Annotated in this window: 20 protein-coding genes and 1 pseudogene; 15 read left to right on the forward strand and 6 right to left on the reverse strand. The window is 69.7% G+C overall.

Features of this window, described 5'->3' with window-relative positions:
- The first annotated feature begins 85 nt into the window (after positions 1-85).
- The 5 genes from DIE15_RS31845 to DIE15_RS31865 are packed head-to-tail and all read left to right on the forward strand — an operon-like array spanning position 86 to position 4,209.
- Positions 86-1,279 (forward strand): acyl-CoA dehydrogenase family protein, encoded by a 1,194-nt coding sequence (locus tag DIE15_RS31845; protein WP_124835317.1) that lies wholly within the window; start codon positions 86-88, stop codon positions 1,277-1,279.
- Between the two features lie 53 nt (positions 1,280-1,332).
- Positions 1,333-1,710: a hypothetical protein gene (locus tag DIE15_RS31850; RefSeq protein WP_011356094.1), complete on the forward strand. Its 378-nt coding sequence runs from the start codon at positions 1,333-1,335 to the stop codon at positions 1,708-1,710.
- Positions 1,711-1,718: 8 nt separating this feature from the next.
- Complete coding sequence (locus tag DIE15_RS31855; protein WP_057925846.1) at positions 1,719-2,252, forward strand: nuclear transport factor 2 family protein; 534 nt, start codon at positions 1,719-1,721, stop codon at positions 2,250-2,252.
- A 32-nt stretch (positions 2,253-2,284) separates the two neighbouring features.
- Positions 2,285-3,409 carry an amidase gene (locus tag DIE15_RS31860; protein ID WP_124835319.1) on the forward strand — a complete coding sequence of 375 codons (1,125 nt, stop codon included), beginning with the start codon at positions 2,285-2,287 and terminating at the stop codon, positions 3,407-3,409.
- Between the two features lie 56 nt (positions 3,410-3,465).
- The gene (locus DIE15_RS31865; protein WP_124835321.1) at positions 3,466-4,209 is read left to right on the forward strand and encodes an SDR family NAD(P)-dependent oxidoreductase; all 744 of its coding nucleotides are present in this window, start codon (positions 3,466-3,468) and stop codon (positions 4,207-4,209) included.
- 104 nt (positions 4,210-4,313) lie between these two features.
- Here DIE15_RS31865 and DIE15_RS31870 read toward each other — a convergent pair whose 3' ends face one another.
- The gene (locus tag DIE15_RS31870; protein ID WP_057925849.1) at positions 4,314-4,946 is read right to left on the reverse strand and encodes a response regulator transcription factor; all 633 of its coding nucleotides are present in this window, start codon (positions 4,944-4,946) and stop codon (positions 4,314-4,316) included.
- 334 nt (positions 4,947-5,280) lie between these two features.
- On the opposite strand from DIE15_RS31870, the gene hpaC reads away from it, so the two are divergent.
- Positions 5,281-5,826: a 4-hydroxyphenylacetate 3-monooxygenase, reductase component gene (hpaC, locus tag DIE15_RS31875; RefSeq protein ID WP_057925850.1), complete on the forward strand. Its 546-nt coding sequence runs from the start codon at positions 5,281-5,283 to the stop codon at positions 5,824-5,826.
- Positions 5,827-5,879: 53 nt separating this feature from the next.
- On the opposite strand, the gene DIE15_RS31880 is transcribed toward hpaC, so the two are convergent.
- Entirely contained in the window at positions 5,880-7,139 is a 1,260-nt protein-coding gene (locus DIE15_RS31880; RefSeq protein ID WP_124835323.1) for a YbfB/YjiJ family MFS transporter, read from the reverse strand.
- A 501-nt stretch (positions 7,140-7,640) separates the two neighbouring features.
- Between DIE15_RS31880 and DIE15_RS37870 the strand changes: the two genes are divergently transcribed.
- Together DIE15_RS37870 and DIE15_RS31885 are read left to right on the forward strand one after the other, a co-directional pair.
- Positions 7,641-7,763, forward strand: coding sequence for a hypothetical protein (locus DIE15_RS37870; protein ID WP_006752127.1), 123 nt, complete (start codon positions 7,641-7,643; stop codon positions 7,761-7,763).
- 58 nt (positions 7,764-7,821) lie between these two features.
- Positions 7,822-8,775 (forward strand): leucyl aminopeptidase, encoded by a 954-nt coding sequence (locus DIE15_RS31885; RefSeq protein ID WP_124835325.1) that lies wholly within the window; start codon positions 7,822-7,824, stop codon positions 8,773-8,775.
- A gap of 8 nt (positions 8,776-8,783) precedes the next feature.
- On the opposite strand, the gene DIE15_RS31890 is transcribed toward DIE15_RS31885, so the two are convergent.
- Together DIE15_RS31890 and DIE15_RS31895 are read right to left on the reverse strand one after the other, a co-directional pair.
- On the reverse strand, positions 8,784-9,293 hold the full coding sequence (locus DIE15_RS31890; RefSeq protein WP_057925853.1) for a GNAT family N-acetyltransferase: 510 nt from the start codon (positions 9,291-9,293) through the stop codon (positions 8,784-8,786).
- A gap of 40 nt (positions 9,294-9,333) precedes the next feature.
- Complete coding sequence (locus DIE15_RS31895; RefSeq protein ID WP_057925854.1) at positions 9,334-10,392, reverse strand: AraC family transcriptional regulator; 1,059 nt, start codon at positions 10,390-10,392, stop codon at positions 9,334-9,336.
- Positions 10,393-10,534: 142 nt separating this feature from the next.
- Between DIE15_RS31895 and DIE15_RS31900 the strand changes: the two genes are divergently transcribed.
- From DIE15_RS31900 to DIE15_RS37875, 5 genes and pseudogenes are all read left to right on the forward strand, one after another.
- Positions 10,535-11,956 (forward strand): coniferyl aldehyde dehydrogenase, encoded by a 1,422-nt coding sequence (locus DIE15_RS31900; protein ID WP_124835327.1) that lies wholly within the window; start codon positions 10,535-10,537, stop codon positions 11,954-11,956.
- A 26-nt stretch (positions 11,957-11,982) separates the two neighbouring features.
- The gene (locus DIE15_RS31905; RefSeq protein WP_057925856.1) at positions 11,983-13,710 is read left to right on the forward strand and encodes a GMC family oxidoreductase; all 1,728 of its coding nucleotides are present in this window, start codon (positions 11,983-11,985) and stop codon (positions 13,708-13,710) included.
- A complete protein-coding gene (locus DIE15_RS31910; protein ID WP_124835329.1) occupies positions 13,697-16,150 on the forward strand; it encodes an alpha/beta hydrolase fold domain-containing protein in 2,454 nt (817 codons plus the stop codon). Before DIE15_RS31905 ends, DIE15_RS31910 begins: the two co-directional genes overlap by 14 nt.
- A 554-nt stretch (positions 16,151-16,704) precedes the next feature.
- Positions 16,705-17,019: a type II toxin-antitoxin system RelE/ParE family toxin gene (locus DIE15_RS31915; RefSeq protein WP_124835369.1), complete on the forward strand. Its 315-nt coding sequence runs from the start codon at positions 16,705-16,707 to the stop codon at positions 17,017-17,019.
- Positions 17,016-17,342 (forward strand): annotated as a pseudogene (locus DIE15_RS37875) (addiction module antidote protein); the annotation flags it as partial. The gene DIE15_RS31915 and the pseudogene DIE15_RS37875, both read left to right, overlap by 4 nt.
- Positions 17,343-17,360: 18 nt before the next feature.
- On the opposite strand, the gene DIE15_RS31925 reads toward DIE15_RS37875, so the two are convergent.
- Both DIE15_RS31925 and DIE15_RS31930 read right to left on the reverse strand, forming a co-directional pair.
- Entirely contained in the window at positions 17,361-19,379 is a 2,019-nt protein-coding gene (locus DIE15_RS31925; protein ID WP_124835331.1) for an LssY C-terminal domain-containing protein, read from the reverse strand.
- A gap of 108 nt (positions 19,380-19,487) precedes the next feature.
- Positions 19,488-19,940, reverse strand: coding sequence for a hypothetical protein (locus DIE15_RS31930; RefSeq protein WP_057925860.1), 453 nt, complete (start codon positions 19,938-19,940; stop codon positions 19,488-19,490).
- Positions 19,941-20,246: 306 nt separating this feature from the next.
- On the opposite strand from DIE15_RS31930, the gene DIE15_RS31935 reads away from it, so the two are divergent.
- Entirely contained in the window at positions 20,247-20,894 is a 648-nt protein-coding gene (locus DIE15_RS31935; RefSeq protein ID WP_124835333.1) for a response regulator transcription factor, read from the forward strand.
- Entirely contained in the window at positions 20,891-22,690 is a 1,800-nt protein-coding gene (locus DIE15_RS31940; RefSeq protein WP_057925862.1) for a sensor histidine kinase, read from the forward strand. The genes DIE15_RS31935 and DIE15_RS31940 overlap by 4 nt, the downstream gene beginning before the upstream one ends.
- Position 22,691 lies beyond the last annotated feature (1 nt).

Here is a 22,691-nt window from a genome sequence, read left to right on the forward strand (position 1 = left end):
CAATTGCTGCGTGTTTTCGGCGTTTCTAGACTAGGTCCATGCAGTGTCCACTCCCGCAATCGAACCCCATCCCCAGGAGACAGCCATGCCCAACGCCGCCCTCGCCATCGACGCCGCGCCCCCCTCGCCGCATGCGGTCCGCGACGTGGCCGCGCGGGTGTCGCCCCTCGACGCGGTGATCGAGACCGTCGCCGCGCGCCGCGACGAATTCGACCGCCTGTCGCACGTGCCGCGCGACGTGATCGCGCTGTTCAAGGAAGCCGGCATCTATCGCGCGGGCACGCCGCGCCGGTTTGGCGGCGATGCGCTCGCGCCAACCGCGTTCCTCGACATGATCGAGCGGATCGCGACCGCCGACGGGTCGGCCGCGTGGGTCGCGAGCTTCGGCTCGGCCAACGCCTATCTCGCCGCGCTGCCGCTCGCCACGCAGGCCGAACTGTACGCGAGCGGCCCCGACCAGGTGTTCGCGGGCGGGCTGTTCCCCGTGCAGCCGGCGCAGGCGGCACCCGGCGGCTGGCGCGTGACCGGCACGTGGAAGTTCGCGAGCGGCTGCAAGGGCGCCGACTGGCTCGGCGTCGGCATCGCGGTGCCCGGCGCGCAGGATGCCGCGCCGAACAAGCCGCGCACGGCCGTGTTCCGTGCCGCTGAAGTCGAGATCGTCGAGAACTGGAGCGTGGTCGGCATGCAGGGCACGGGCAGCCACGACCTGCGCGTCGACGACCGCTTCGTGCCCGAGGCGTGGACCTTCGTGCGCGGCGGCGAGGCGGCCGTCGACGAGCCGCTGTACCGCTATCCGACCGTCGCGTATGCGGCGCAGGTGCTCGCCGTGGTCAACCTCGGGCTGGCCCGCGCGGCGCTCGACGTCGCGAACCGGATGTCGGGCGGCCGCCAGACGACTACCGGCGCACCGCGCCTCGCCGATCGCGCGTATTTCCGCATCGAGCTCGCGAAGGCCGAGGCGCAGCTGCGCTCGGCGCGCGCGTTCTTCTACGACGCGACCGACTCGGTCTGGCAATCGATCCTCGCCGGGAACCCCGTGACGCCCGAGCAGGTCAGCCTGCTGAGGCTCGCCGCCACGCATATCGCGCGCGAAGGCGCGAGCGTCGTCGAGCGCGCGTACCGCCTCGGCGGCACGGCCGCGATCTATCGCACGCATCCGCTGCAGCGCCTCTTGCGCGACGCGATGGTCGTCACGCAGCACGCGTTTCTCGGTGAAGGCAACTTCGACGGCGCGGGCGCGGTGTTTACCGGCGTCACGCCGTTTCCCGGCTATCTGTAATCCGCGTCGATTCGCTTCGACGCCGCTCAACGCATTCTTCAGGAGAACCTGTCATGTCCGATTCGAATCCGCTGCCGCTGCGCGTGCTGTTCTGCTGCGGCGTGTCGCAAAACTTCTTCGACCTGCCGCGCGAGAAGATCGGCGAAGTGTGGCAAGCGTACGGCGCGATGCTCGCCGCCGTCGAGGCGATGCCCGGCGTGCGCGTGCTCGGCGTGATGGATGACGACCGCCTCGTCGTCGGCCAGGCCGACGGCGCGCCGTGGACGTTCTACATCATGGCCGACGTCGCCGACTTCGACACGACGGTCGCGGTCTGCAATCTGTACCGCACGACGCCCGTCGGCGAATACAACCTGTGGCGCTACGGCAAGATCGAGGCACGGGTCGGCCGCGCGCTGACCGTGCCGCCGGCCGCGAAGCCCGCAGCGTGAGGCGCGCGATGACCGGCCCCGATTCTTCGCGCTTGATCACGGCGCTCGAAGCGCTTGAGCGGCGCGTGGCGACGCTCGACGCCGAACGCGCGGTACGCGCGACGATCACGCGCTACATGGCGCTGTGCGACGTGCCCGAGGATGCCGGCGACGGCCCGGCGCTCGCTGCGCTGTTCACGGCCGACGCGGTGTGGGAAGGCATCGGCCCGCAGTACGCGCGCAAGTTCGGCCGCCTCGAGGGCACGGAGGCGATCGTCGCGATGCTGCGCCGCTATCTGCCGCCCGATCCGCATTTCGCGGCGAACCTGCATTTCCTGACGTCGGAGTCGATCGACGTCGGCGCCGATCATGCGAGCGCATGCGGCCGCTGGATCATGCTGCAAGCATCGCGCTACGCGGACGGCGCGGCCGAGCTGATCGCCGCGCGGCTGACCGTCGACTTCGCGCCAGCCGACGACGGCACGACCTGGCTGATCCGCCATTTCCGCACCGAGCGCGTGCTCGACGGCCCGTGGCCGCTCGCCGCCGCGCCGCAATCCTGAACCCTTTCACTCCGCTCGCACGCCATCGCACCATGACAGGCTTCATCGATACCTTCACGCTGGGCGGCCCGGGCCCGACGATCGCGATCAAGGACACGATCGACATCGCCGGCCATCCGACCCGCGCGGCCAGCCGCGCGCTCGCCGACGCGCCGCCCGCCGCGCAGCACGCGGACGTGGTCCGCCTGCTGCTCGACGCCGGCTGGCAGATCGCCGGCAAGGCGAACATGCACGAGCTCGCGTTCGGCATGACCGGCATCAACGACACCACCGGTACGCCGGTCAATCCGCAGGACCCGACGCGCATTCCGGGCGGCTCGTCGAGCGGGTCGGCGTCGCTCGTCGGGCTCGGCGTCGTCGACGCCGCGCTCGGCACCGACACCGGCGGCTCGATTCGCGGGCCGGCCGCCTGCTGCGGCGTGGTCGGGTTGAAGCCGACGTTCGGCCGCGTATCGCGGTGCGGCGTCGCGCCTGCCGACACCACGCTCGATTGCGTCGGGCCGTTCGCGCGCGACGTCCGCACGCTCGCGGCCGTGATGGCCGCCATCGCACCGGACTTCGATCCGGCGCGTGCGGCAGCGCCCGTTGCCGGCTGCACGGTCGCGCACGTGCTCGCCGATACCGATCCGGCGATCGCCGCCGCGCTCGACGCGGCGGTACGCGCAGCGGGCCTGCGCACGCACGATGTCGTGCTCGACGAACTGCCTGCCGCGTTCACGGCGGGGCTCGCCGTCATCAACGCGGAAACGTCGCGCGCATTCGGGCACCTCGTCGCAACCGGCAAGCTCGGCGCGGATCTCGATGCGCGGCTGCGCACGGCCGCACAGACGACGCCGGCCGCACTCGCGCAAGCCGAAGCCGTACGCGCGCGCTTCACCGCGCAGGTCGATGCCGCGCTCGACCGCGCGGACGTGCTGGTGCTGCCGACGCTGCCCGCGCTGCCGATCACGCTTGCGCAGGCACGCGACGGCGTATCGGTCATCGCGATGTCGTCGCTGATCCGGCCGTTCAACCTGAGCGGCCATCCGGCGCTCAGCCTGCCGCTGCCGCTCGCCGGAACGCCGCTGAAGGCCGGGTTGCAGATCGTCGGACGCAAGGGCGCGGACGAACTGGTGTGCGCGATTGCAGCACACTTCGAAGCGGCACTTGCCGCATGAACCACGATGCGGGCGCCGCTTCGGCCACGCGCCCGCGAACCAGGGAATCACGCACCATGTCAGACCGAGTCGTCCTCGTCACCGGCGCCGCGCGCGGGCTCGGCGCCGTCATCGCCGAACGCTTCCACGCGGCCGGCTATCGCGTCGCGCTGGCCGACATCGCCGCCGACGCCATTCATGCGCACGCACGCGAACTCGACCCGAGCGGCGAACGCGCGATCGCGCTGCCGCTCGACGTCACGTCGAAACGCGATTTCGAAGCCGCGCGCGATGCGCTCGTCGCGCGCTGGGGCGCGATCGACGTGCTCGTGAACAATGCCGGCGCATCGAAGGTCGTGCCCGCGATGGAGATCACGGCCGAGCAGTTCGACCAGGTGATCGACGTGAACCTGCGCAGCGTGCTGTTCGGCTGCCAGGTGTTCGGCCAGTACTTCGCGACGCGCGGCGCGGGCCGCATCGTCAACATCGCGTCGCTCGCCGGGCAGAACGGCGGCTCGGCGACGGGCGCGCACTATGCGGCCGCGAAAGGCGGCACGCTGACGCTGACCAAGGTGTTCGCGCGCGACCTCGCCGCGCAGGGCGTGACCGTCAACGCGATCTCGCCGGGCCCGCTCGATCTGCCGATCGTCCATGAAAGCGTCGCGCCGGAAAAGCTGCGGCAGGTGCTCGCGAGCCTGCCGGGCGGCAAGCTCGGGTCGGCCGGTTTCGTCGCGGATGCGGCGGTGCTGCTCGCGTCGGGCGACGCGCATTTCGCGAACGGCGCGTGCTGGGACATCAACGGCGGGTTGTACATGCGTTGAGCGCGTTGCGTGGCCGCGCGTGTCGTGCTTGTCGTGCTTGTCGTGCTTGTCGTGCTTGTCGTGCTTGTCGACCACGACGCGCGCTTCGACGCGTGCGAATCCGTCTAGCGCGGCGTGTCGCCGTCGTCGCCCCACACGACCATCACGTCGCGCACCAGCGCGGCGATCGACGTCGCACCGAGCTTCTCCTTGATGCTCGCGCGATGCACGTCGACGGTCTTCACGCTGATCGACAGGTCCGACGCGATCTGCTTGCTGCCCTTGCCGTCGACGACGCCGCGCAGCACCTCCTTCTCGCGTGCGGTCAACGCGTCGAGCCGCTGGCGCAGCACGCGGTGCCGCTGGCCGACCGCGTGCCGCTGCTGCGCGAGCCGCAGCGCGCGTTGCACGCGCTCGAGCATCTGCTGCGAGTTGTACGGCTTCTCGACGAAATCGATCGCGCCGTTCTGCAGTGCGCGCACGGACATCGGAATATCGCCGTGACCGCTGACGAAGATCACCGGCAGCGTCGCGCCGCGCGCGTTCAGTTCCGCCTGCACGTCGAACCCGCTTTTCTCCGGCATCCGCACGTCGAGCACCAGGCACGCGGGCAGGTTCACGTCGAAGCGCGCGAGGAAATCGGCCGCGTTCGCGAAGCCTTCGGATGCGATGCCGACCGATTCGAGCAGCCAGGCGAGCGACGTCCGCATGCCGCTGTCGTCGTCGACGATGTATACGATCGGAGCGGGTGACGTCATCGGGGTGTCTCGCAAGATATCGGTATCGGTGCCGCACGCGCCGCAGGTGATGCAAGCGTCGTTCGTCGGGGGTATGCGGCACATCATAGCGAGCCGAAAATGCGCTGAATACCCCTTTACGTCCCGCACGAACGCCCGATCGCACATTTTTTCGCGCGCCGTGCCGCGCATCTAGGTAGAACCTTTAGACGCGTTGGCGGGAACGCCAGCTTCGGCATCAATCGTGCGAATGTTCGCCCGCATTTTCGCGACGTACGCTTGAGTCAAACGTCGACGATCCGATGCCGCATCGACGGCAGGCACGATCGCCGCCCTCATTCACCCAGGAGCGCCCATGTCCGCAACGACCGATACCCCGCAACCGGCACGCGCCGAACCGACCGACGCGCAAAAGGCCTTCCGGCAAGCGATGGCCCACCTCGGTGCGGCCGTCAACGTGATCACGAGCGCGGGGCCGCACGGCCGCTGCGGGATCACCGCAAGCGCCGTCTGTTCCGTCACCGACGCGCCGCCGACGCTGCTCGTGTGCCTGAACCGTTCGAGCGCGATGCACGCGATCTTCGAACGCAATCGGCACGTGTGCATCAACGTGCTGCCGGCCGAGCACGAGCTGCTCGCGCGGCATTTCGCAGGGCTCACCGAGTTGCCGATGGAGCGCCGCTTCGAGCTGCCGGTGTGGGATCGCGGCGAGCAGGACGTGCCCGTGCTGCGCGATGCGCTTGCGAGCCTGCAGGGCACGATCGCCGAGATGAAGGAAGTCGGCTCGCATTCGGTGATGTTCATCGAGGCGACGTCGATCCGCGTGCGCAACGACGGCGACAGCCTCATCTACTTCAGCCGCGCGTTCCATCGCGTGTCGCGCACCGCCTGCGTGCGGTAACGGTCAGGGCAACGAAACGGTGCCGCGCTCGCCGGACGCGCGCTCACGCAGGGCTACGCCGCCGCCCGCAACGCGCGCTGGCCGGCCGCGAGCGCCGCGCCCGCGAACAGCGTCAGCGCCGAATACACGAGCCCGCGCGCGAGCCCCGCGCTGTCCGACACCCAGCCGATCGCGACGGGCCCGGCGATCTGCCCGAACGCGAAAACCGTCGTGAACGCGCTGATGCCTTTCGCCCAGCCTTGCGGCGGCAGGTTGTGGCGCACGAACGCGGTGGTCGCCGCGACCGCCGACAGGAACGTCGCGCCGAACAGCACGCCCGACGCGAACGCGGCCGCCGGATGCACGAACAGCGCCGGCATCAGCGTCGCGACGCCGAGCAGCGCGTTGAGCACGGCCAGCGCCTGGCCGCCGCGCATCCGGTCGAGCAACCCCGACCACAGCCGTGCCGACACGACGGTCGCGACGCCGAGCACCACGTAGAACGCGGATACGATCGTGCCGCTCATTCCCGCGCCGCGCAGCAGCGCGACGATGAACGTCATGTAGCCGATATACCCGACACCGAAGAGGCCGTAGCCCGCGAGCGCGAGTGCGAAGCGCGCGGGGCTCGCGGTCGCGGCCGGCGCGGCGCCGTCGCGCGGCGCGGCCGGTGCCGCATGCATGCGCTCGATGCGATGCGCGGCCGACACGGCCAGCATCGAGAACAGCACGCATGCGGCGGCGAGCGCGAACCACGCGGGCTGCCAGCCGTGCGCGTGCTGCGCGCCAGGCACGAGCGTCGCCGGCACGAGCAGCGACGACGCGACGATGCCCCACCCCGTGCCGCCGTAATAGAGCCCGAGCAGCAGCCCCGCATCGCGCGGCGACGCGGACGCGAGCCGCGCGGCCAGCACGCCGCCGCTGATGAAGATCAGCGCGCTGCCGACGCCCGTCGCGAGCCGCTCGACGAGCAGCGCATGCATGCTCGACGAGAGCCCGCATGCGGCCATCAGCACCGCGGTCAGCGCGCAGCCGGCCGCGAGCAGCGTGCCGGTGCGCCAGCGCCGCGACAGGAACGGGAACGTGAGCGCGCCGATCAGGTAGCCGGCCGCGTTGGCCGTGTTCAGCGCGCCGGCCTGCGCGAAGGTCCAGCCGAGATCGGCCTTCATCGGCGGCAGCAGCAGCGCATACGAGAAGCGCGCGAGACCGAGCGCGATCGCGCTGCCGAGCGACAGGCCGATCGCAAGCCGCCATGCGGCCATGCGGTCGGGTTCGGTGGCGCCGGCATCCGGCCGTGCTCGGCCGGCGTGCTCGGGCTGCGGCGCTGCGCGCATCGCGGTGTCTCCATCGTGGTTCGAATCGTGCCGCCGGGACGGCGGTGCGCGCGTGGTTGCAGCCCGCGCGTGAAGTCGTCAGATGGTGCCAGAAAATCGGCGCTGCCGCCGGAGCCGGCTCGCCCGCAGCCGGCCGCCGATTCGCGGGCACGATCGTCGCGCACGCGGCGTTCGTGAATGGTGGAAATCGAAACGATCGATACGATTGGATTCAGGGTTTAAAAAAGCCATATGAATCGATTAATCGGTCACGGCCCCGATATTCGATAAAAAATCGATGCGCTTCATAAGATTCGATTTATTCGCCTTCATCGCACGACGTCGAACGAACCCGCTTGTTTAGCACGTTTCGGCTAAAAATCTTGCAACGCATTGCATTCGCGAAATCGTCATACTAATATCGACGCCACTCGTCCGGTATTCAAAAAATGCCGGATGAGCGGCGGTAATCCCTTTACCGCGCTTTCATGTTGAATCGCTGTTCACCACAGGAGAATTGACATGCAGGAAACCCGGCAGATCGAATTGCTTGACTGGATGCAGGAAGACACGCATCCCGAGGCCGTCGACATGATGGTCGAGGATGCCGTGGTGCCGTTCGGCACCGCGCTCTGGCCGGTCTGAGCGGCCAGCCCGTTCCCGCGGAAGGGCCGCGGCCCTTCCGCCGCCTCCGGAGACACGCATGCTGAACCTGCATCGCGCGCTGGGTTGTCATCCGGCGCTGCGCGACAAGCTCGCACGCGGCGAGACGGGCAAACTGCTGGTCGGCTACGACACCCGCAATCGCGACACCGCGTTGCGCGCGTTTTCCGCCCTGCCCGACTCGCTCGATGCGACGATCCTCTGCCTCGAAAGCACCCCGCCCGCGGACCTCACCGCCGCGCTCGCGCACGCCGACCTGTTCGTGCTGCTGTACGACTCGTCGTGCCTGCCGACACCGTCGCCGAGCGGCCCGCCGTTCCTGGCCGCGATCCGTCCCGCGATCGTCGGGCACTGGAGCAAGTCGGTGCTGTTCAAGGATTACGGCCCGCATCTCGACGAGGCGTTCGCCGAATCGCTGGACGACATCGCCGCGCGCAACGGCCGGCTGATCGAAGCGGCCGCGCGCGCGTCGCAGATCCGCTTCATCGACGAAGCCGGCAACACGCTGGCCGGCTCGCTTTCCCCGGACCAGAAATGGACGAGCGTGGACGGGATGGGCAATCTCGACGTCGTGCCCGGCGAGATCGCGACACACGTCACCGATCTGCACGGCTCGATCGTGTTCAGCGGCACGTTTCTCGGCACCGTGCCGTTCGCGATCAAGTACCGCGTGGTCGAGCGGCTCGCGACGCTGCATGTCGAAGACAGCGTGATCGTCGATTTCGACAGCGACGACGCGAGCTTCCGGCGCGACTTCGCGTCATATCTCGACCGGCATGACAATCACCGGCGCATCGAGGAATTCGGCATCGGCACGAACCTGGGCATCCGCGGGCTGTACGGCCGCAACGCCGGATTCGAGGAACGCCATCCGGGCCTGCATCTCGGCCTTGGCGGCGGCGCGAACGGCAGCCACCACCTCGACCTGATCTTCGCGCGCGGCACGCTCGCGTTCGACGAGCGGATCGTGTTCGACGGCACGTTCGCCGTCTGACTCGAGAATCAGGCTTCGGCGGCCGCCGCGTCGCCGAGCCACTTGAACATCACGAAGCAGTCGACGAAGCCGAGCCGCGCGTGACGATATGCGCGCGGCAGCCGGCCGACGATCTCGAAGCCGAGCTTCTGCCACAACGCGACCGCCACTTCGTTCGTCGCGACCACCGAGTTGAACTGCATCGCGAGGAAGCCGCGTTCGCGCGCCACCTGCTGCGAGTGCTCGCACATCAGGCGCGCGACGCCCTTGCCGCGCGCGGCCTCGCCGACCATGTAGCCGCAGTTGCACACGTGATTGCCGGGCCCGGCCGCGTTCGCCTTCAGGTAGTACGAGCCGAGCAGCACGCCGTCCTCCTCGGCGACCCACGTGCACAGCGGCGCGTCGAGCCACAGCGCGCGAGCGGCTTCGCGCGTCTGCGCCGGATCGAATGCATAGGTCTCCTGCGCGGCGACGATCGCGTGGTATGTGGGCCAGAAGCGGGGGAAGTCGTCTTCGGTCATCGGGCGAAGCGTGATCATGCGGATTTTCTCGTGAAGGAGTGGGAGGATGCGCGCGGTGCTACGCCGCGTCGCTGCGGGCGCCGTCGTGCAGCAGGCCGCTGCGATAGGTGCCCGGCGGCACGCCATACCAGCGCTTGAATGCCTGCGAGAAACTCGACAGGTCGCTGAAGCCGAGCCGCTCGGCGACTTCCGTCAACGACAGATGTGCATCGCCGAGCAGCGTCTCGGCCATCGCGCCGCGCGCCTGCGCGAGCAGCGTGCGGAACGTCGTGCCTTCTTCCTGCAGCCGGCGCTTCAGCGTGCGCGGGCTCGTGTTCATCAGCCGCGCCATGTCCTCGAGCGAGAACGGCACGTTGCCGGGCGTCGCCGTCAGGTATTGCCGCACCATCTCCGACGTACCGACCCGCGCGCGCCGCGCTTCGACCAGCTGACCGCACATCTGCTCGCACATCGAGACCGTCAGCGGGTTCGCATGCGGCAGCGGCCGGTCGAGAAACGCACGGTCGAACGCGAGGCTGTTCGCGCGCGCGCCGAACGCGGGTTCGACGCCGGCGATGCGCGGTGCGGATGCGCGTGTGGACGTGGATGCGCTCGCCGCGCTCGCGGCCTGCATCGTGAAGCGCGACAACGCGAAATCGCCGCCGCCGATTTCCTGCAGCAGCACGGCCGCGGCCGCCATGTCGCGCTCGACGAGGAACCGGCTCAGGTCGGCATCGAGCTCCGGCGCGCCGAAATTGAGCACGCACGTCTGCGGCTCCTCGCGATACGTGATCACCGTGAACGCATACGTGAGCGGCAGGAAGCGCATCGCCAGCGCCAGCGCGTCGCGCGTGGTCGCGCTCGCGATCAGCCCGTAGCCCCACACGCCGTACGCGGAGAAGTGATAGCGCTGCCCGACCTCGAACCCGAGGCCCGGCGCGCGGCCGAGCGCGCGCAGCAGGTTGCCGGTCAGCCGCAGTTCCTGCGCGGCCGTCACCTCGACGTTCGGATCGGCGAGCTGCGCGTCCGCGAGGCCCGTGCCGGCCAGCAGCTTCGTGCGCGACACACCGCGTTCGTCGCCGAAATCGACCAGCAGCCGCGCGCTGGCCGGACTCCGGGTGAAGTCCCAGAAGCTCATGCGGAGAAACCCTCGAAGCGCCGATTTGGCCCAAATACTAAAACAATTGTCCCGAAGCAGCATTGGTGTTTTCCCATGCGGCCCGCACCATCGGCGTCATCAGTCGTCGCCTGAACGACGTCAACGCCCCGGAGGAGACACCATGCGACCCAGTCGCCCGCCCGACCTCGCGACCCGCTTCGAACGCCAGCGCGAAGCATTCGCCCGCGACCCCGCCCCGCCGCTTGCGATCCGCCTGTCGCGGCTCGATCGGCTGCGCGCGCTGCTCGATACGCATGAAGCGTCGATCGTGCGCGCGATCGACGCCGATTTCGGCGGACGCTCCGCGCACGAAACGCGTCTCGCCGAACTCTTCGTGGTTCGAAGCGGCCTGCGCCATGCCCGCGCACACCTGCGGCACTGGATGCGCGAACGCCGCGTGCCGACCGCCGCGCACTTCCGGCCCGGCTACAACCGGCTTGCGCCGCAGCCGCGCGGCGTCGTCGGCGTGATGGCTCCGTGGAACTATCCGCTTCAGCTCGCGATCGGCCCCGCCGTCGCGGCGCTCGCCGCCGGCAACCGCGTGCTGATCAAGCCATCGGAACTGACGCCGCGGCTGTCGGCCCTGCTCGACACGATCGTCGCCGACGCGTTCGACGCCGACGAGCTGGGCATCGTGACGGGCGACGTCGACATCGCGAAAGCGTTCGCGCGCTTGCCGTTCGACCATCTGTTCTTCACCGGCTCGACCGCGGTCGGGCGCGACGTCGCGCAAGCCGCGGCCGCGAACCTGACGCCCGTCACGCTGGAACTCGGCGGCAAGTCGCCCGCGATCCTCGACCCGTCGTGCGACGTCGCGCAGGCGGCCGGGCGCATCGCGTTCGGCAAGCTGCTCAATGCCGGCCAGACCTGCATCGCGCCCGACTATCTGCTGGTGCCGGCCGGCACCGCCGAGACCGTCGCCGCGCGGCTGTCGGACGCGATCGCACGCCGCTACCCGACGCTCGCCGGCAACCCCGACTACACGGCGATCATCGGCGCGCGGCATCGCGACCGCCTCGCGGCGCTGGTCGACGACGCGCGCGACGGCGGCGCACGCGTGCTCGAAGTCAATCCGGCCGGCGAACGCTTCGCCGCGGGCTCGCGCAAGTTCGCGCCGACGCTCGTGCTCGGCGCGCGCGACACGATGCGGGTGATGCGCGAGGAGATCTTCGGCCCCGTGCTGCCGATCGTCGAATATGCGGACCTCGACGACGCGATCGACCGCGTGAATCGCGGCCCGCGCCCGCTCGCGCTGTACTGGTTCGGCCGCGACGCCGCGCGCCGCGATCGCGTGCTGCGCGAAACGGTGTCGGGCGGCGTCACGGTCAACGACTGCCTGTGGCATCTCGTACAGGAGCATCAGCCGTTCGGTGGCGTCGGCCCGAGCGGCATCGGCGCGTATCACGGCAAATGGGGGTTCGACACGTTCAGCCATCACAAGCCCGTGTTCCACCAGGCGCGCCGCAGCGGCACCGCGCTGTTCCATCCGCCGTACGGCAAGACCTTCGAGTTGCTGCTGCGCGTGCTGACGCGCATCGCGTGATCCATCGACCATCGGGAGACGATTTCTTGAGCAAGACTTTCGACTACATCGTTGTCGGCGGCGGTTCGGGCGGGTGCGTCGTCGCCGGACGCCTGACCGAGGACCCGGCCGTCACCGTCTGCGTGCTGGAGGCCGGCGGCCGCGGCGACAGCGCGGTCGTCAACGTGCCGACCGGCGCGGTCGCGATGATGCCGACCCGCGTGAACAACTGGGCGTTCGACACGGTGCCGCAGCCGGGGCTCGGCGGGCGCATCGGCTATCAGCCGCGCGGCAAGGCGCTCGGCGGTTCGTCCGCGATCAACGCGATGGTCTACATTCGCGGCCATCGCGTCGATTACGACGGCTGGGCCGCGCTCGGCAACGAAGGCTGGTCCTACGACGACGTGCTGCCGTACTTCCGCCTGAGCGAGCACAACGAGCGCTTCGACGACGCGTTTCACGGCCGCGACGGCCCGCTGTGGGTCAGCGACCTGCGCACCGGCAACCCGTTCCATGCACGCTACCTGGAAGCGGCGCGGCAGGCCGGCCTGCCGCTCACCGACGACTTCAACGGCGCGCAGCAGGAAGGCGTCGGCATCTACCAGGTCACGCAGAAGCACGGCGAGCGGTGGAGCGCGGCGCGCGCGTATTTGCTGCCGCATGTCGGCCGTCGCGACAACCTGACGGTCGAGACGCATGCGCAGGTGTTGCGCATCCTGTTCGACGGCACGCGTGCGACGGGCGTCGAGGTGCGGCAGCACGGCAAGGTTCGCACGCTGCGCGCACGGCGCGAAGTCGTGCTCGCGGCCGGCGCGCTGCAGACGCCTCAACTGCTGATGCTGTCGGGCGTCGGTCCGGCCGGCGAACTGCAGCGGCTCGGCATTCCGGTGCGCGCCGAGCTGCCCGGCGTCGGCCGCAACCTGCAGGATCATCCCGACTTCATCCTCGGCTACCGCACGCGCAGCGTCGACACGATGGGCGTGTCCGCGCGCGGCGGCCTGCGCATGCTGCGCGAGTTCGCGCGCTTTCGTCGCGAACGGCGCGGGATGCTGACGTCGAATTTCGCGGAAGGCGGCGGCTTCCTCAAGACGCGTGCGGACCTCGATGCGCCCGACATCCAGTTGCACTTCGTCGTCGCGCTCGTCGACGATCATGCGCGCCGGCTGCACGCCGGCCACGGGCTGTCGTGCCATGTGTGCCTGCTGCGGCCGCGCAGCCGCGGCTCGGTCACGCTGCACAGCGCCGATCCGCTCGCCGCGCCGCGCATCGATCCCGCGTTCTTCGACGATCCGCGCGATCTCGACGACATGGTCGCCGGCTTCCGCATCACGCGCCGGCTGATGGAAGCGCCGGCACTCGCCGAATGGATCACGCGCGATCTGTTCGCGGCGAACGTGACGACCGACGACGAAATTCGCGACGTGCTGCGCCGGCGCACCGACACCGTGTATCACCCGGTCGGCACCTGCCGAATGGGGCGCGATGCGCTCGCGGTCGTCGATCCGCAATTGCGCGTGCACGGCCTGCAGGGGCTGCGCATCGTCGATGCGTCGATCATGCCGACCCTGATCGGCGGCAACACCAACGCGCCGACGATCATGATCGCCGAGAAGGCCGTCGACCTGATCCGCGGCGTGCGGCGTGCACCGGCACGTTCGCCTGCCGATACCGAATGCGAACCGGCCACCGTGCCGACACACCGCGATACCGTCCCTGCGTCGTGCGCGTCGCACGATGCGATCCAGCTAGAGGAAACCCGCCATGTCGTCGCCTGAAGCTTCCCGTCCTGCCGAAACCGCCGCGCCGCTGTCGGCGATCATCATCGGCGCCGGCTTTGCCGGCATCGGCATGGCCGTCGCGCTGCAACGCGCCGGCATTCACGACTTCGTGATCGTCGAGCGCTCGCACGACGTCGGTGGCGTGTGGCGCGACAATCGTTACCCGGGTGCCGCGTGCGACGTGCCCTCGCATCTGTACTCGTTCTCGTTCGAGCCCAACCCGAACTGGTCGCGCGTGTTCGCGCCGCAGCCCGAAATTTACGCGTACCTGCAACATTGCGCGCGCAAGTATGGCCTCGCACGCCATCTGCGTTTCGGTGCCGAGGTCGAGCGCGCGCAATACGACGAAGCCCGTGCGCTGTGGGATATCACGCTCGTCGACGGCACGACGCTCAGTGCCGCCATGCTCGTCAGCGGCACCGGTCAACTGAGCCGCCCGGCGATGCCCGACCTGCCCGGCATCGACACGTTTCGCGGCCGCGCCTTCCACTCCGCACACTGGGATCATGACTATCCGCTCGCCGGCACGCGTGTGGCCGTGGTCGGTACCGGCGCGTCGGCGATCCAGTTCGTCCCGGCGATCGCCGGCGACGTCGAGCGCCTCTTCGTGTTCCAGCGTTCGCCCGCCTATGTGATCCCGCGCCCGGACCGCGCGTATCGTCCGTGGGAGCGGGCGCTGTTCCGTCGGCTGCCGTGGGCGATGAAGCTGCATCGCGCGGCGATCTACGTGCGCTACGAATCACGTGCGATCGCATTCACGCGGCTGCACGGGCTGATGGATGTCGCGATCGGCCGGCCGTTCCGCAAGCTGCTCGCACGCGACGTGCGCGATCCCGTGCTGCGCGAACAGCTCACGCCCGACTATCCGATCGGCTGCAAGCGGCTCCTGCTGTCGAGCGACTACCTCGCCGCGATCGGCCGCGACAACGTCGAGCTCGTCACGCAGCGCATCCGGCGCGTGACCGAAACCGGCATCGAGACCGACGACGGCGTGCATCATCCGGTCGACGCGATCGTCTACGGCACCGGCTTCGCGGCGACCGCGTTCCTGTCGCCGATGCGCATCACCGGCCGCGACGGGCTCGACCTGAACGACGCGTGGCGGCGCGGCGCGCAGGCGTATCTCGGGCTCACCGTGCCGGGCTTTCCGAACTTCTTCATGCTGTACGGCCCGAACACCAACCTCGGCCACAACTCGATCGTCTACATGCTCGAAAGCCAGATCGCGCACGTGATGCGCTGCGTGCGCGCGATGCGGCGCGACGGCGCGCGTGCGATCGACGTCGACCCGCGTCGCTACCGGCGCTACAACACGCATGTGCAGCAGCGGCTCGAAGGCTCGGTATGGAGCGGCTGCAAGAGCTGGTACGTCGATGCGTCGGGCCACAACAGCACGAACTGGCCCGGCTTCACGCTGACCTATCGATGGATCACGCGCTTCACGGGGCTGTCCGCGTATCGCTTCACGCAGCCGCTGCCCGGCACGGCCACACCGACGCAAGGAGCCGTCGTCGCGCCGCCCGCCGGCCGCACGGAAGCACTCGCCGCCGCATCGCTGCGCGGCTTTCTGCGGGTGGCATTCCGGCCGTTGATCGGGCCGCCGTTCGGCGCGCGCATGCAGCGCCGAGTCGTCGCGCTGCTGTCGCCGCTGATGCCGGGCACGTGCGGCACGCTGCGCTACCGGACGTCCGCCGCCAGCGTGCCGGTCGAGGTGATCGCGCCGAAGCGCGGCGACACGGGCGGCGCGATCCTCTACCTGCACGGCGGCGCGTTCTGCCTCGGCGGCCCGCACACGCATCGCGGCGTGACGACGCGGCTCGCGACCGAATCCGGCCTGCCGGTGTGGGTGCCCGACTATCGGCTCGCGCCCGAGCATCCGAGCCCGGCGGCGCTCGACGACGCGCTGGCCGCATACGATGCGTTGCGCGCGCAAGGCTGTGCGCCGCACCGGATCGTGCTTGCCGGCGATTCGGCCGGCGGCGCGCTCGCGCTGGCACTCGCCATCGCGCTGCGCGAGCGTGGCGAGCCGGCCGCGGCCGCGCTGCTGCTGATCTCGCCCGTGACCGACCCGGCACTCAGCGGCGACACGCTCGCATCGCGCCGCCGCGACGATCCGATGATCCGTCGCGGCTGGCTCGAACAGGGGCTGCGCTGGTATCACGGCGCAGGCTCGGTGGCGGCGCGCGGCCCGCTCGACACCGACTTGCGCGGCCTGCCGCCGATCCTGATGCAGGCCGGCGACCAGGAAGTGCTGCTGTCGGATGCGCAGCGGCTCGCGGCGCATGCGCTCGCGTGCGGCGTGCCATGCCGGCTGGAGATTCATGCCGCGCGCTGGCATGTGTTTCATCTGCAGGCGTTCTATCTGCGCTCGGCGCGAGACGCGCTGCGGACGCTGGCGGGGTTTGCTGCGCAGCGGGTGGCGGCGACGGCGCAGTGATGCCGGCGATGCCGGTGTCGAGGCAGCGGCACGCGGCTGCCTCGATCGTCCCGCTTGCAACCGTGCGACACCCTCTTGCCCAAACCTGTCGCTTATTTTTTCCGGCACGCGTGGCCGGCATGATCGCCGCAAGCCTCGGCGCGATGCCGCGGCGGCCGCACCCGCGAAGCAGTAACGCGGTTGGGCCTGCCGGCGTCGCCCGTCGCGTCGTGCGGCGGCGCGCTGGGTCAGCCGTTCAAGCCGTTTCCCCCCACACGGCGCGTATCCCGAACGCGCCGATGAGATCGGCCGTTCGGCCGAATCGTCATCGCACGCCCCGAATGAAAGAATGAGCGTCGTTCGGGAAGCCAGCCTCACCCACCTTCCCCGAAACCCCGAGCCACGATGGCACCGCAGGCATTCCTGCGCAGCGCCTTTGCATGATGCTTCGTCTCGATTCGGCAGTCGGCCCGCGTACGCGTCACTTCGTCCGCCTCATCCGACTGACGATGCAATCACGTGGATACCTTGACCCATGATGTAGCTTATAAGTTACAACTCTCTCCAAGTTCGAACTGCTTCGCTATCAACGCGACGACGGTCGCGAACCCTTCACCGAATGGCTGAACGCCGTGCGCGACAAGGTCATCCAGGCACGGATTCGCGAACGCCTGCGACGCGTGCAGACCGGCAATTTCGGCGATTGCGAGCCTGTCGGCGAAGGCGTGGTCGAACTGCGCATCCACGTCGGTGCCGGCTATCGCGTGTACTTCGGCCGGTACGGCAGTGCGCTGGTGCTGCTGTTGTTCGGCGGCGACAAGCGCAGTCAACCCGACGACATCAGGCATGCGAAGGAACAGGGGTTCAACTGGAAACGGAGGCAAACATGAACAAGCTCAAAGGCGCGGTATCGCACCACGATGCGGAAGTCGCCGAACTCGGCGCCGACCGCGAACTCGCGGTGGCCTATCTGCGCGTCGCGATGGAATCGCTCGACGATCCCGACAACCGCGCGGCCGCGCTGCTCGCGCTGCGCACCGTCGCGGAAGCATCCGGCGGGCTCGGCGCGGTCGCGGCGGAAGCCGGGATCAGCCGCGAATCGCTGTATCGCACACTGTCGCCCAACGGCAACCCGACGCTGAAAACCCTGCTCGCGGTGCTCAAGACGGTCGGCCTGCGCCTGTCCGTCGTCCCCGCGCAACCGGCGCATGCGTCACGCGGCCCCCGCGCTTCAAGGCTGCACCATCCACACGAGCACCATCGCGGCCGGCGCCGCGCTCATCCCCGCCGGCGGCTGCTCGATCGTCGGCTCGACCTTCAGTGCTCGCGCGATCGTCGCCGCATCGTCTACCGTCGTCGTGTGCACGGTCGTCATCAACCGCGCGGGCCGATGCAGCGTCTCGCGGTACAGCGCGCCGTACCACAGCGGCCGCATGCCGAGCGCATCCTGCAGCACGTACGGATAACGCCACAGCCGCAGCACGAGACGGCTGTCCGGATCGGCCGGATCGACCCTCACGAACACGCGGCGCGTGCTCTCGCCGTGGGTGTAGCGCGGCAGCACGGGCAACGCATCGGCCGACGCCTGCGGCAGCAGCCAGCGCAGCGCGGTGGCGGGCGACCACGGCGTCGCGCGCTGCCAGCCGGCCAGCGACAGATGGCGATCGAGCGTGTCCGACGTCGCGCACCATTGCAGCGGCAGATATTCCTCGCGATCGCCGCCGATCTCGGTGCGCCGCGTCGGCACGCGCTGCCACCCGCCGCGCATCCACTGATCGACGGTCATCGCGACGACGTCGCCCACATGCGGACGCGCCGCACGATCGAGCTGCCACTGCACGGGCACGGTCCACACGCCGGCCGTCGCGAGCACGACGAGCACCGCAACGAGCGCACCGCGCGGCTGCACGTGCTCGCGCACCTGCCAGTACGCATAGGCGCCCGCCAGCACCGCGAACCACGCGAACCCGAGGCTCCAGCCGCCGAGCAGGCCCGACAGCCACGTATCGCCGACATACAGCCGCGCGAAGCCGCCGAGCACGATCCACAGCACGACCGCCGTCACGACCGGAACGCGCCACGGCGCGGGGCGGTCGCGCGTCAGCACCCAGCCGATCCCGCTGCTCGCGAGTATCGCGAACGCCGCATCGGCATCGGGCAGCGGCACGTGCAACGCGCCGGGCGGCAGGCTCGCGGGCGTCGAGCCGGGCATGCCGGCGCCGAACGCCGGCACAAGCACGACCGCGATGCCGATCGTCGCGAGCCACCATGCGGACGTCACCCAGCAGCGATGGATCATCAGCCAGACGAGAAACGCGGCCGCGACGATCAGCCCCGTATCGTGTCCGTGCAACACCGCGAGCGCGCGCATCGCGGCATCCACGGGCGGCGTGCGCAGGTTCTGCAGGAACGCATACAGCGCGATGTCGGTGTGCATCAGCGGATCGTTCGCGACGATGTCCTGCACGATGCCCGCGAACAGCCACACGCAGCCGACGAACAGCAGCGCGAACACGGGCACCACACCCGGCAGGCGGCGCAGCTTCCCGAGCCCGTCGTGCAGCCGGGCGGCAAAGCGTGGCCAGCGGTGCGTGCATGCGTGCACGGCCGCGCCGGCCGCCCGGCACAGCAACGGCCAGCCGCGCCGCAGCGCGAGGCGCACACCGAACCACACGAGCGCGACCAGCGCGGCAAGCACCAGCAGGATCGCGGCGACCCGCACGCTGATCGCCGCGGCCAGCACCGCCGACGCGCCGAACAGGACGCCCGGCGCGACGTGCACGGGCGCCCAGATCAGCGCCGACACGATGTTGACCGGGTAGAACGACCGGCGCGGCAGCGTCGCGCAGCCGACCACGACCGGCACGACCGCGCGCACCGGCGCCAGGAAGCGCGCGAGCACGATGCTCTTCATTCCGTGGCGCAGCACGAACTCCTCGCCGCGTGCGTAGGCATCCGCGTAGCCGAGACGCGTCCAGCCGTTGCGGATCGCACCGCGGTAGAGGCGTCCGAGCTCGTAGCTGATCCCGTCGCCGACGATCGCACCGGCGGCTGCGACGCCGATCGTCGTCCAGCCGTCGAGCGCGCCCGCGCCGATCAGCGTGCCGGCCGCGAACATCACGGCGCCGGCCGGCACGACCGTGCCGATCAGCGCGATCGCCTCGGCGCAGGCGGTGGCGAACACGACCGCGAGCACCAGCGCCGGATGCGCGCCGATCGCGCCCAGCCACGCGTGGATCGTGGCGCTCATCGCGGGCCGCGCGGTGTGGCGGCGCAGCGAGCCTGCACCGGGCCGGCGGTGGCGTGGGAAAGGTTCATCGGAGTGTGTGCGTGTGCGCGTTCGCGCCGGCCGGCGGGGTCAGTCGAACTCGTGTTGCCGCGCATCGGCCTCGAGCGGCGCGTCGTGGTAGCCGACCGTCGCGATCTCGTGCAGGTAGCGCGCGAGAAACGCGCCGATCGAACCGGCCTCCTCGTACTGATGCACGTGGCGGAACTCATGCGTGAGCAGGCGCCGCGTATCGTGGCCGCGCAGCACGAACACCGCATGGCCGAGCGTGAGGCCGATCGTCCCCGGCGACAGCAGCCCGGTATCGCGCGCGATCCCGCCCAGCGCCGGCGTGTCGGGAAACGGCAGCCGGTCGGCGACCACGACGCGGATCCGCTCCGGTTGCGCGACACCCACGGCACGCGCGTCGTCGGCCTGCGCGGGTGTCAGCGGCACGCCCTGCGCGAGCCCGTGCGCCGCCTGCGCGTCGGCCCATGCAACGGCGTCGGGCAGTGCGGACGGCAGGATGTCGGCGAGATCGATCATCGTGGAGCTCCTCGGGTCGGGACGGTGCAATCGGGCACCAGTTTATCTCTGAATCAGGGCGATCCGCGAGGCGCCGCGCCCGCCGCACTGCGGCGATTCCTCGGGAATACCCACCCCGTCTGACCCTATCGCCTGTACCATTTCACGCTGATTATTTCGTTGCAGGGCAAATTCCACATCCGGATGTCTCAAAAATTTCCCGAAGGGGCACCTTTTCCGGCTCCGGCGGAATATATTGGTCAGAAGAACGGCCGCGGCGACAACCGGCAGAGCAGCCCGCGGCGTCATCCCGAAGAGGACCGCTAGATGATCAGGGTAATTCTGGCTGACGATCACGCAGTCATGCGGGACGGACTGCGTCACATCCTGGAAACGGCCGGTGGTTTCGAAATCGTCGGCGAGGCGAGCGACGGTACGGCCACGCTCGCACTGGCCGAGCATCGCGCCGCCGACGTGCTGCTGCTCGACCTGTCGATGCCCGCGCCGACCGGTATCGAGCTGATCCGGCTGGTCAAGACGCATGCGCCGTCGCTGCGCATGCTGGTGCTGACGATGCATGCGGAAACGCAGTACGCCGCGCGCGCGTTCAAGGCCGGCGCGACCGGCTACCTGACGAAGGACAGCGCGACCGCCGAGCTCGTCGCGGCCGTCACCAAGGTCGCAGCGGGCGGCGTGTACGTGAGTTCGTCGGCTGCCGAGAGCCTCGCGCGCACGCTGCGCGCGCCGGCCGAGATGCTGCCGCACGAACGGTTGTCCGCGCGCGAACTCGACGTGATGCGCCGCATCGTCGCGGGGCAGACGGTCACGCGGATCGCGTCCGAACTCACGCTGAGCGCGAAGACGGTCAGCACCTACAAGACGCGCATTCTCGAGAAGATGGAGCTGCCGCACGAAGCCGCGCTGGTGCGCTACGCGGTGCGCCACGATCTCGACCTCGGCGTCGACGACGCATGATGTCCGCGTTCCGCTTCCGCTCCGCGGCCCCCGAAGACGACGACGACGCGCCGGATCCGGCGCGCCTGTTCATGTCGTCGCTGCCGCCCGGCCGGCGCGAGCGTCGGCTCGCGATCGCAACGGTGATCGTGTCGGCCGTGATCTTCGCCGCCCTCGCGCCGTTCGCGGGCATGCCGCTTGCTCGCGTGTGGGGCTTCATTCCCGTCTACCAGTCGGCGATCGTCGTCAACGACATGGTGACGGCCGGCCTGCTGCTCGGCCAGTACGCGATCCTGCGCGAGAAATCGCTGCTCGCGCTCGCGGCCGGCTACCTGTTCACGGGCTTCATGGCCGGCACGCACATGCTGACCTTCCCGGGGCTCTTCACGCCGACGGGCCTGCTCGGCGCGGGCGAACAGACCACCGCGTGGCTGTACCTGTTCTGGCACGGCGGCTTTCCGCTGGCGGTCGCCGCGTACGTGCTGCTGCGCACGGCGCCGCGCGCCCGCGCGCCGTCGCTCGAGCGGCGGCGCGCGGCGGTTCCGCTGCTGCTTTGCATCGTCCTGACGGCCGGCGCGACCGGCGCGCTCGCACTGCTCGCGACCGCCGGCCACGACCTGCTGCCGCGCATCATGCAGGGCAACCGGATGGCCCCGACGATGACCTACGCGATCGCGGTCGTCTGGATACTCAACCTGGCCGCGCTCGTGCTGATGTGGCGGCAGCGGCACCGCCATTCCGTGCTCGACCTGTGGGTGATGATCGTGCTCGTCGGGTGGCTGTTCGACATCGCATTGGCGTCGATGCTGAACCATGGACGCTTCGACCTGGGCTTCTACGCCGGGCGGACCTACGGGCTCGTCGCATCCGCCGTCGTGCTGTTCGCGCTGCTGTTCGAGAACGGCCGGCTGCATGCGCAGACGGTGCGTGCGCTGGCCGGCGCACGCTATCAGCACCTGCTCGTCGTGCAGAAGAGCGCGCAGCTCAACGAAGCGAACGAACGGCTCGAGCAGCGTGTCGCGGCGCGCACCGCGCAGTTGAGCGCGTCGAACCGCGACCTGCGGCGCGAAGTCGAGGAGCGCGTGCGCGCGGAGCGTGCGCTGCAGGCGTCGCGCGAGGAGCTGCGCGAGATCTCGGCGATCAGCGCGACCGCACGCGAGGCCGAACAGCGCCGCATCGCACGCGAACTGCACGACGAACTCGCGCAGACGCTCGCGACGCTGAAGAACGATCTCGAATGGCTGCTCGACCACGTGCCGCAGGACGACGCGCTACTCGCGCGCAAGATCGCGGCGATGCATGCGCTCGCGCGCGGCGCGGTGACGGCGACGCGGCGCATCGCGTCGGACCTGCGTCCGCTGATGCTCGACGATCTCGGGTTCGCGGCTGCGATGCAGTGGCTCGTGGAGGACTTCCAGCACCGTCACGGCATGGCGTGCGCGCTGCATGTCGAGCCGGGCGAACTGCAGCTCGACGAACCGTACGCGACGGCCGTGTTCCGCATCGCGCAGGAAGCGCTCGCGAACGTCGCGCGGCACGCGGCGGCATCGAACGCGACCGTGACGCTCGTGTACCACGACGAAATGATCGGACTGACGATTCGCGACGACGGTGCGGGCTTCGATCCCGCGGCGCCGCGCAAGTCGGGATCGTTCGGGCTGGTCGGGCTGCGCGAGCGCGCGTATCTGGTCGGCGGCACGCTGCGGATCGATACGACGCTCGGCGAAGGAACGACGGTGGAGGTGGATATTCCGGTGTCGTCGTCGCATGTGGCGCTTGCGCATGACGGACGGGGGACGTCGCGGACGGAGGGGTAAC

It is taken from the genome of Burkholderia sp. Bp9031, from assembly GCF_003857965.1.
GTDB lineage: Bacteria > Pseudomonadota > Gammaproteobacteria > Burkholderiales > Burkholderiaceae > Burkholderia > Burkholderia ambifaria_A.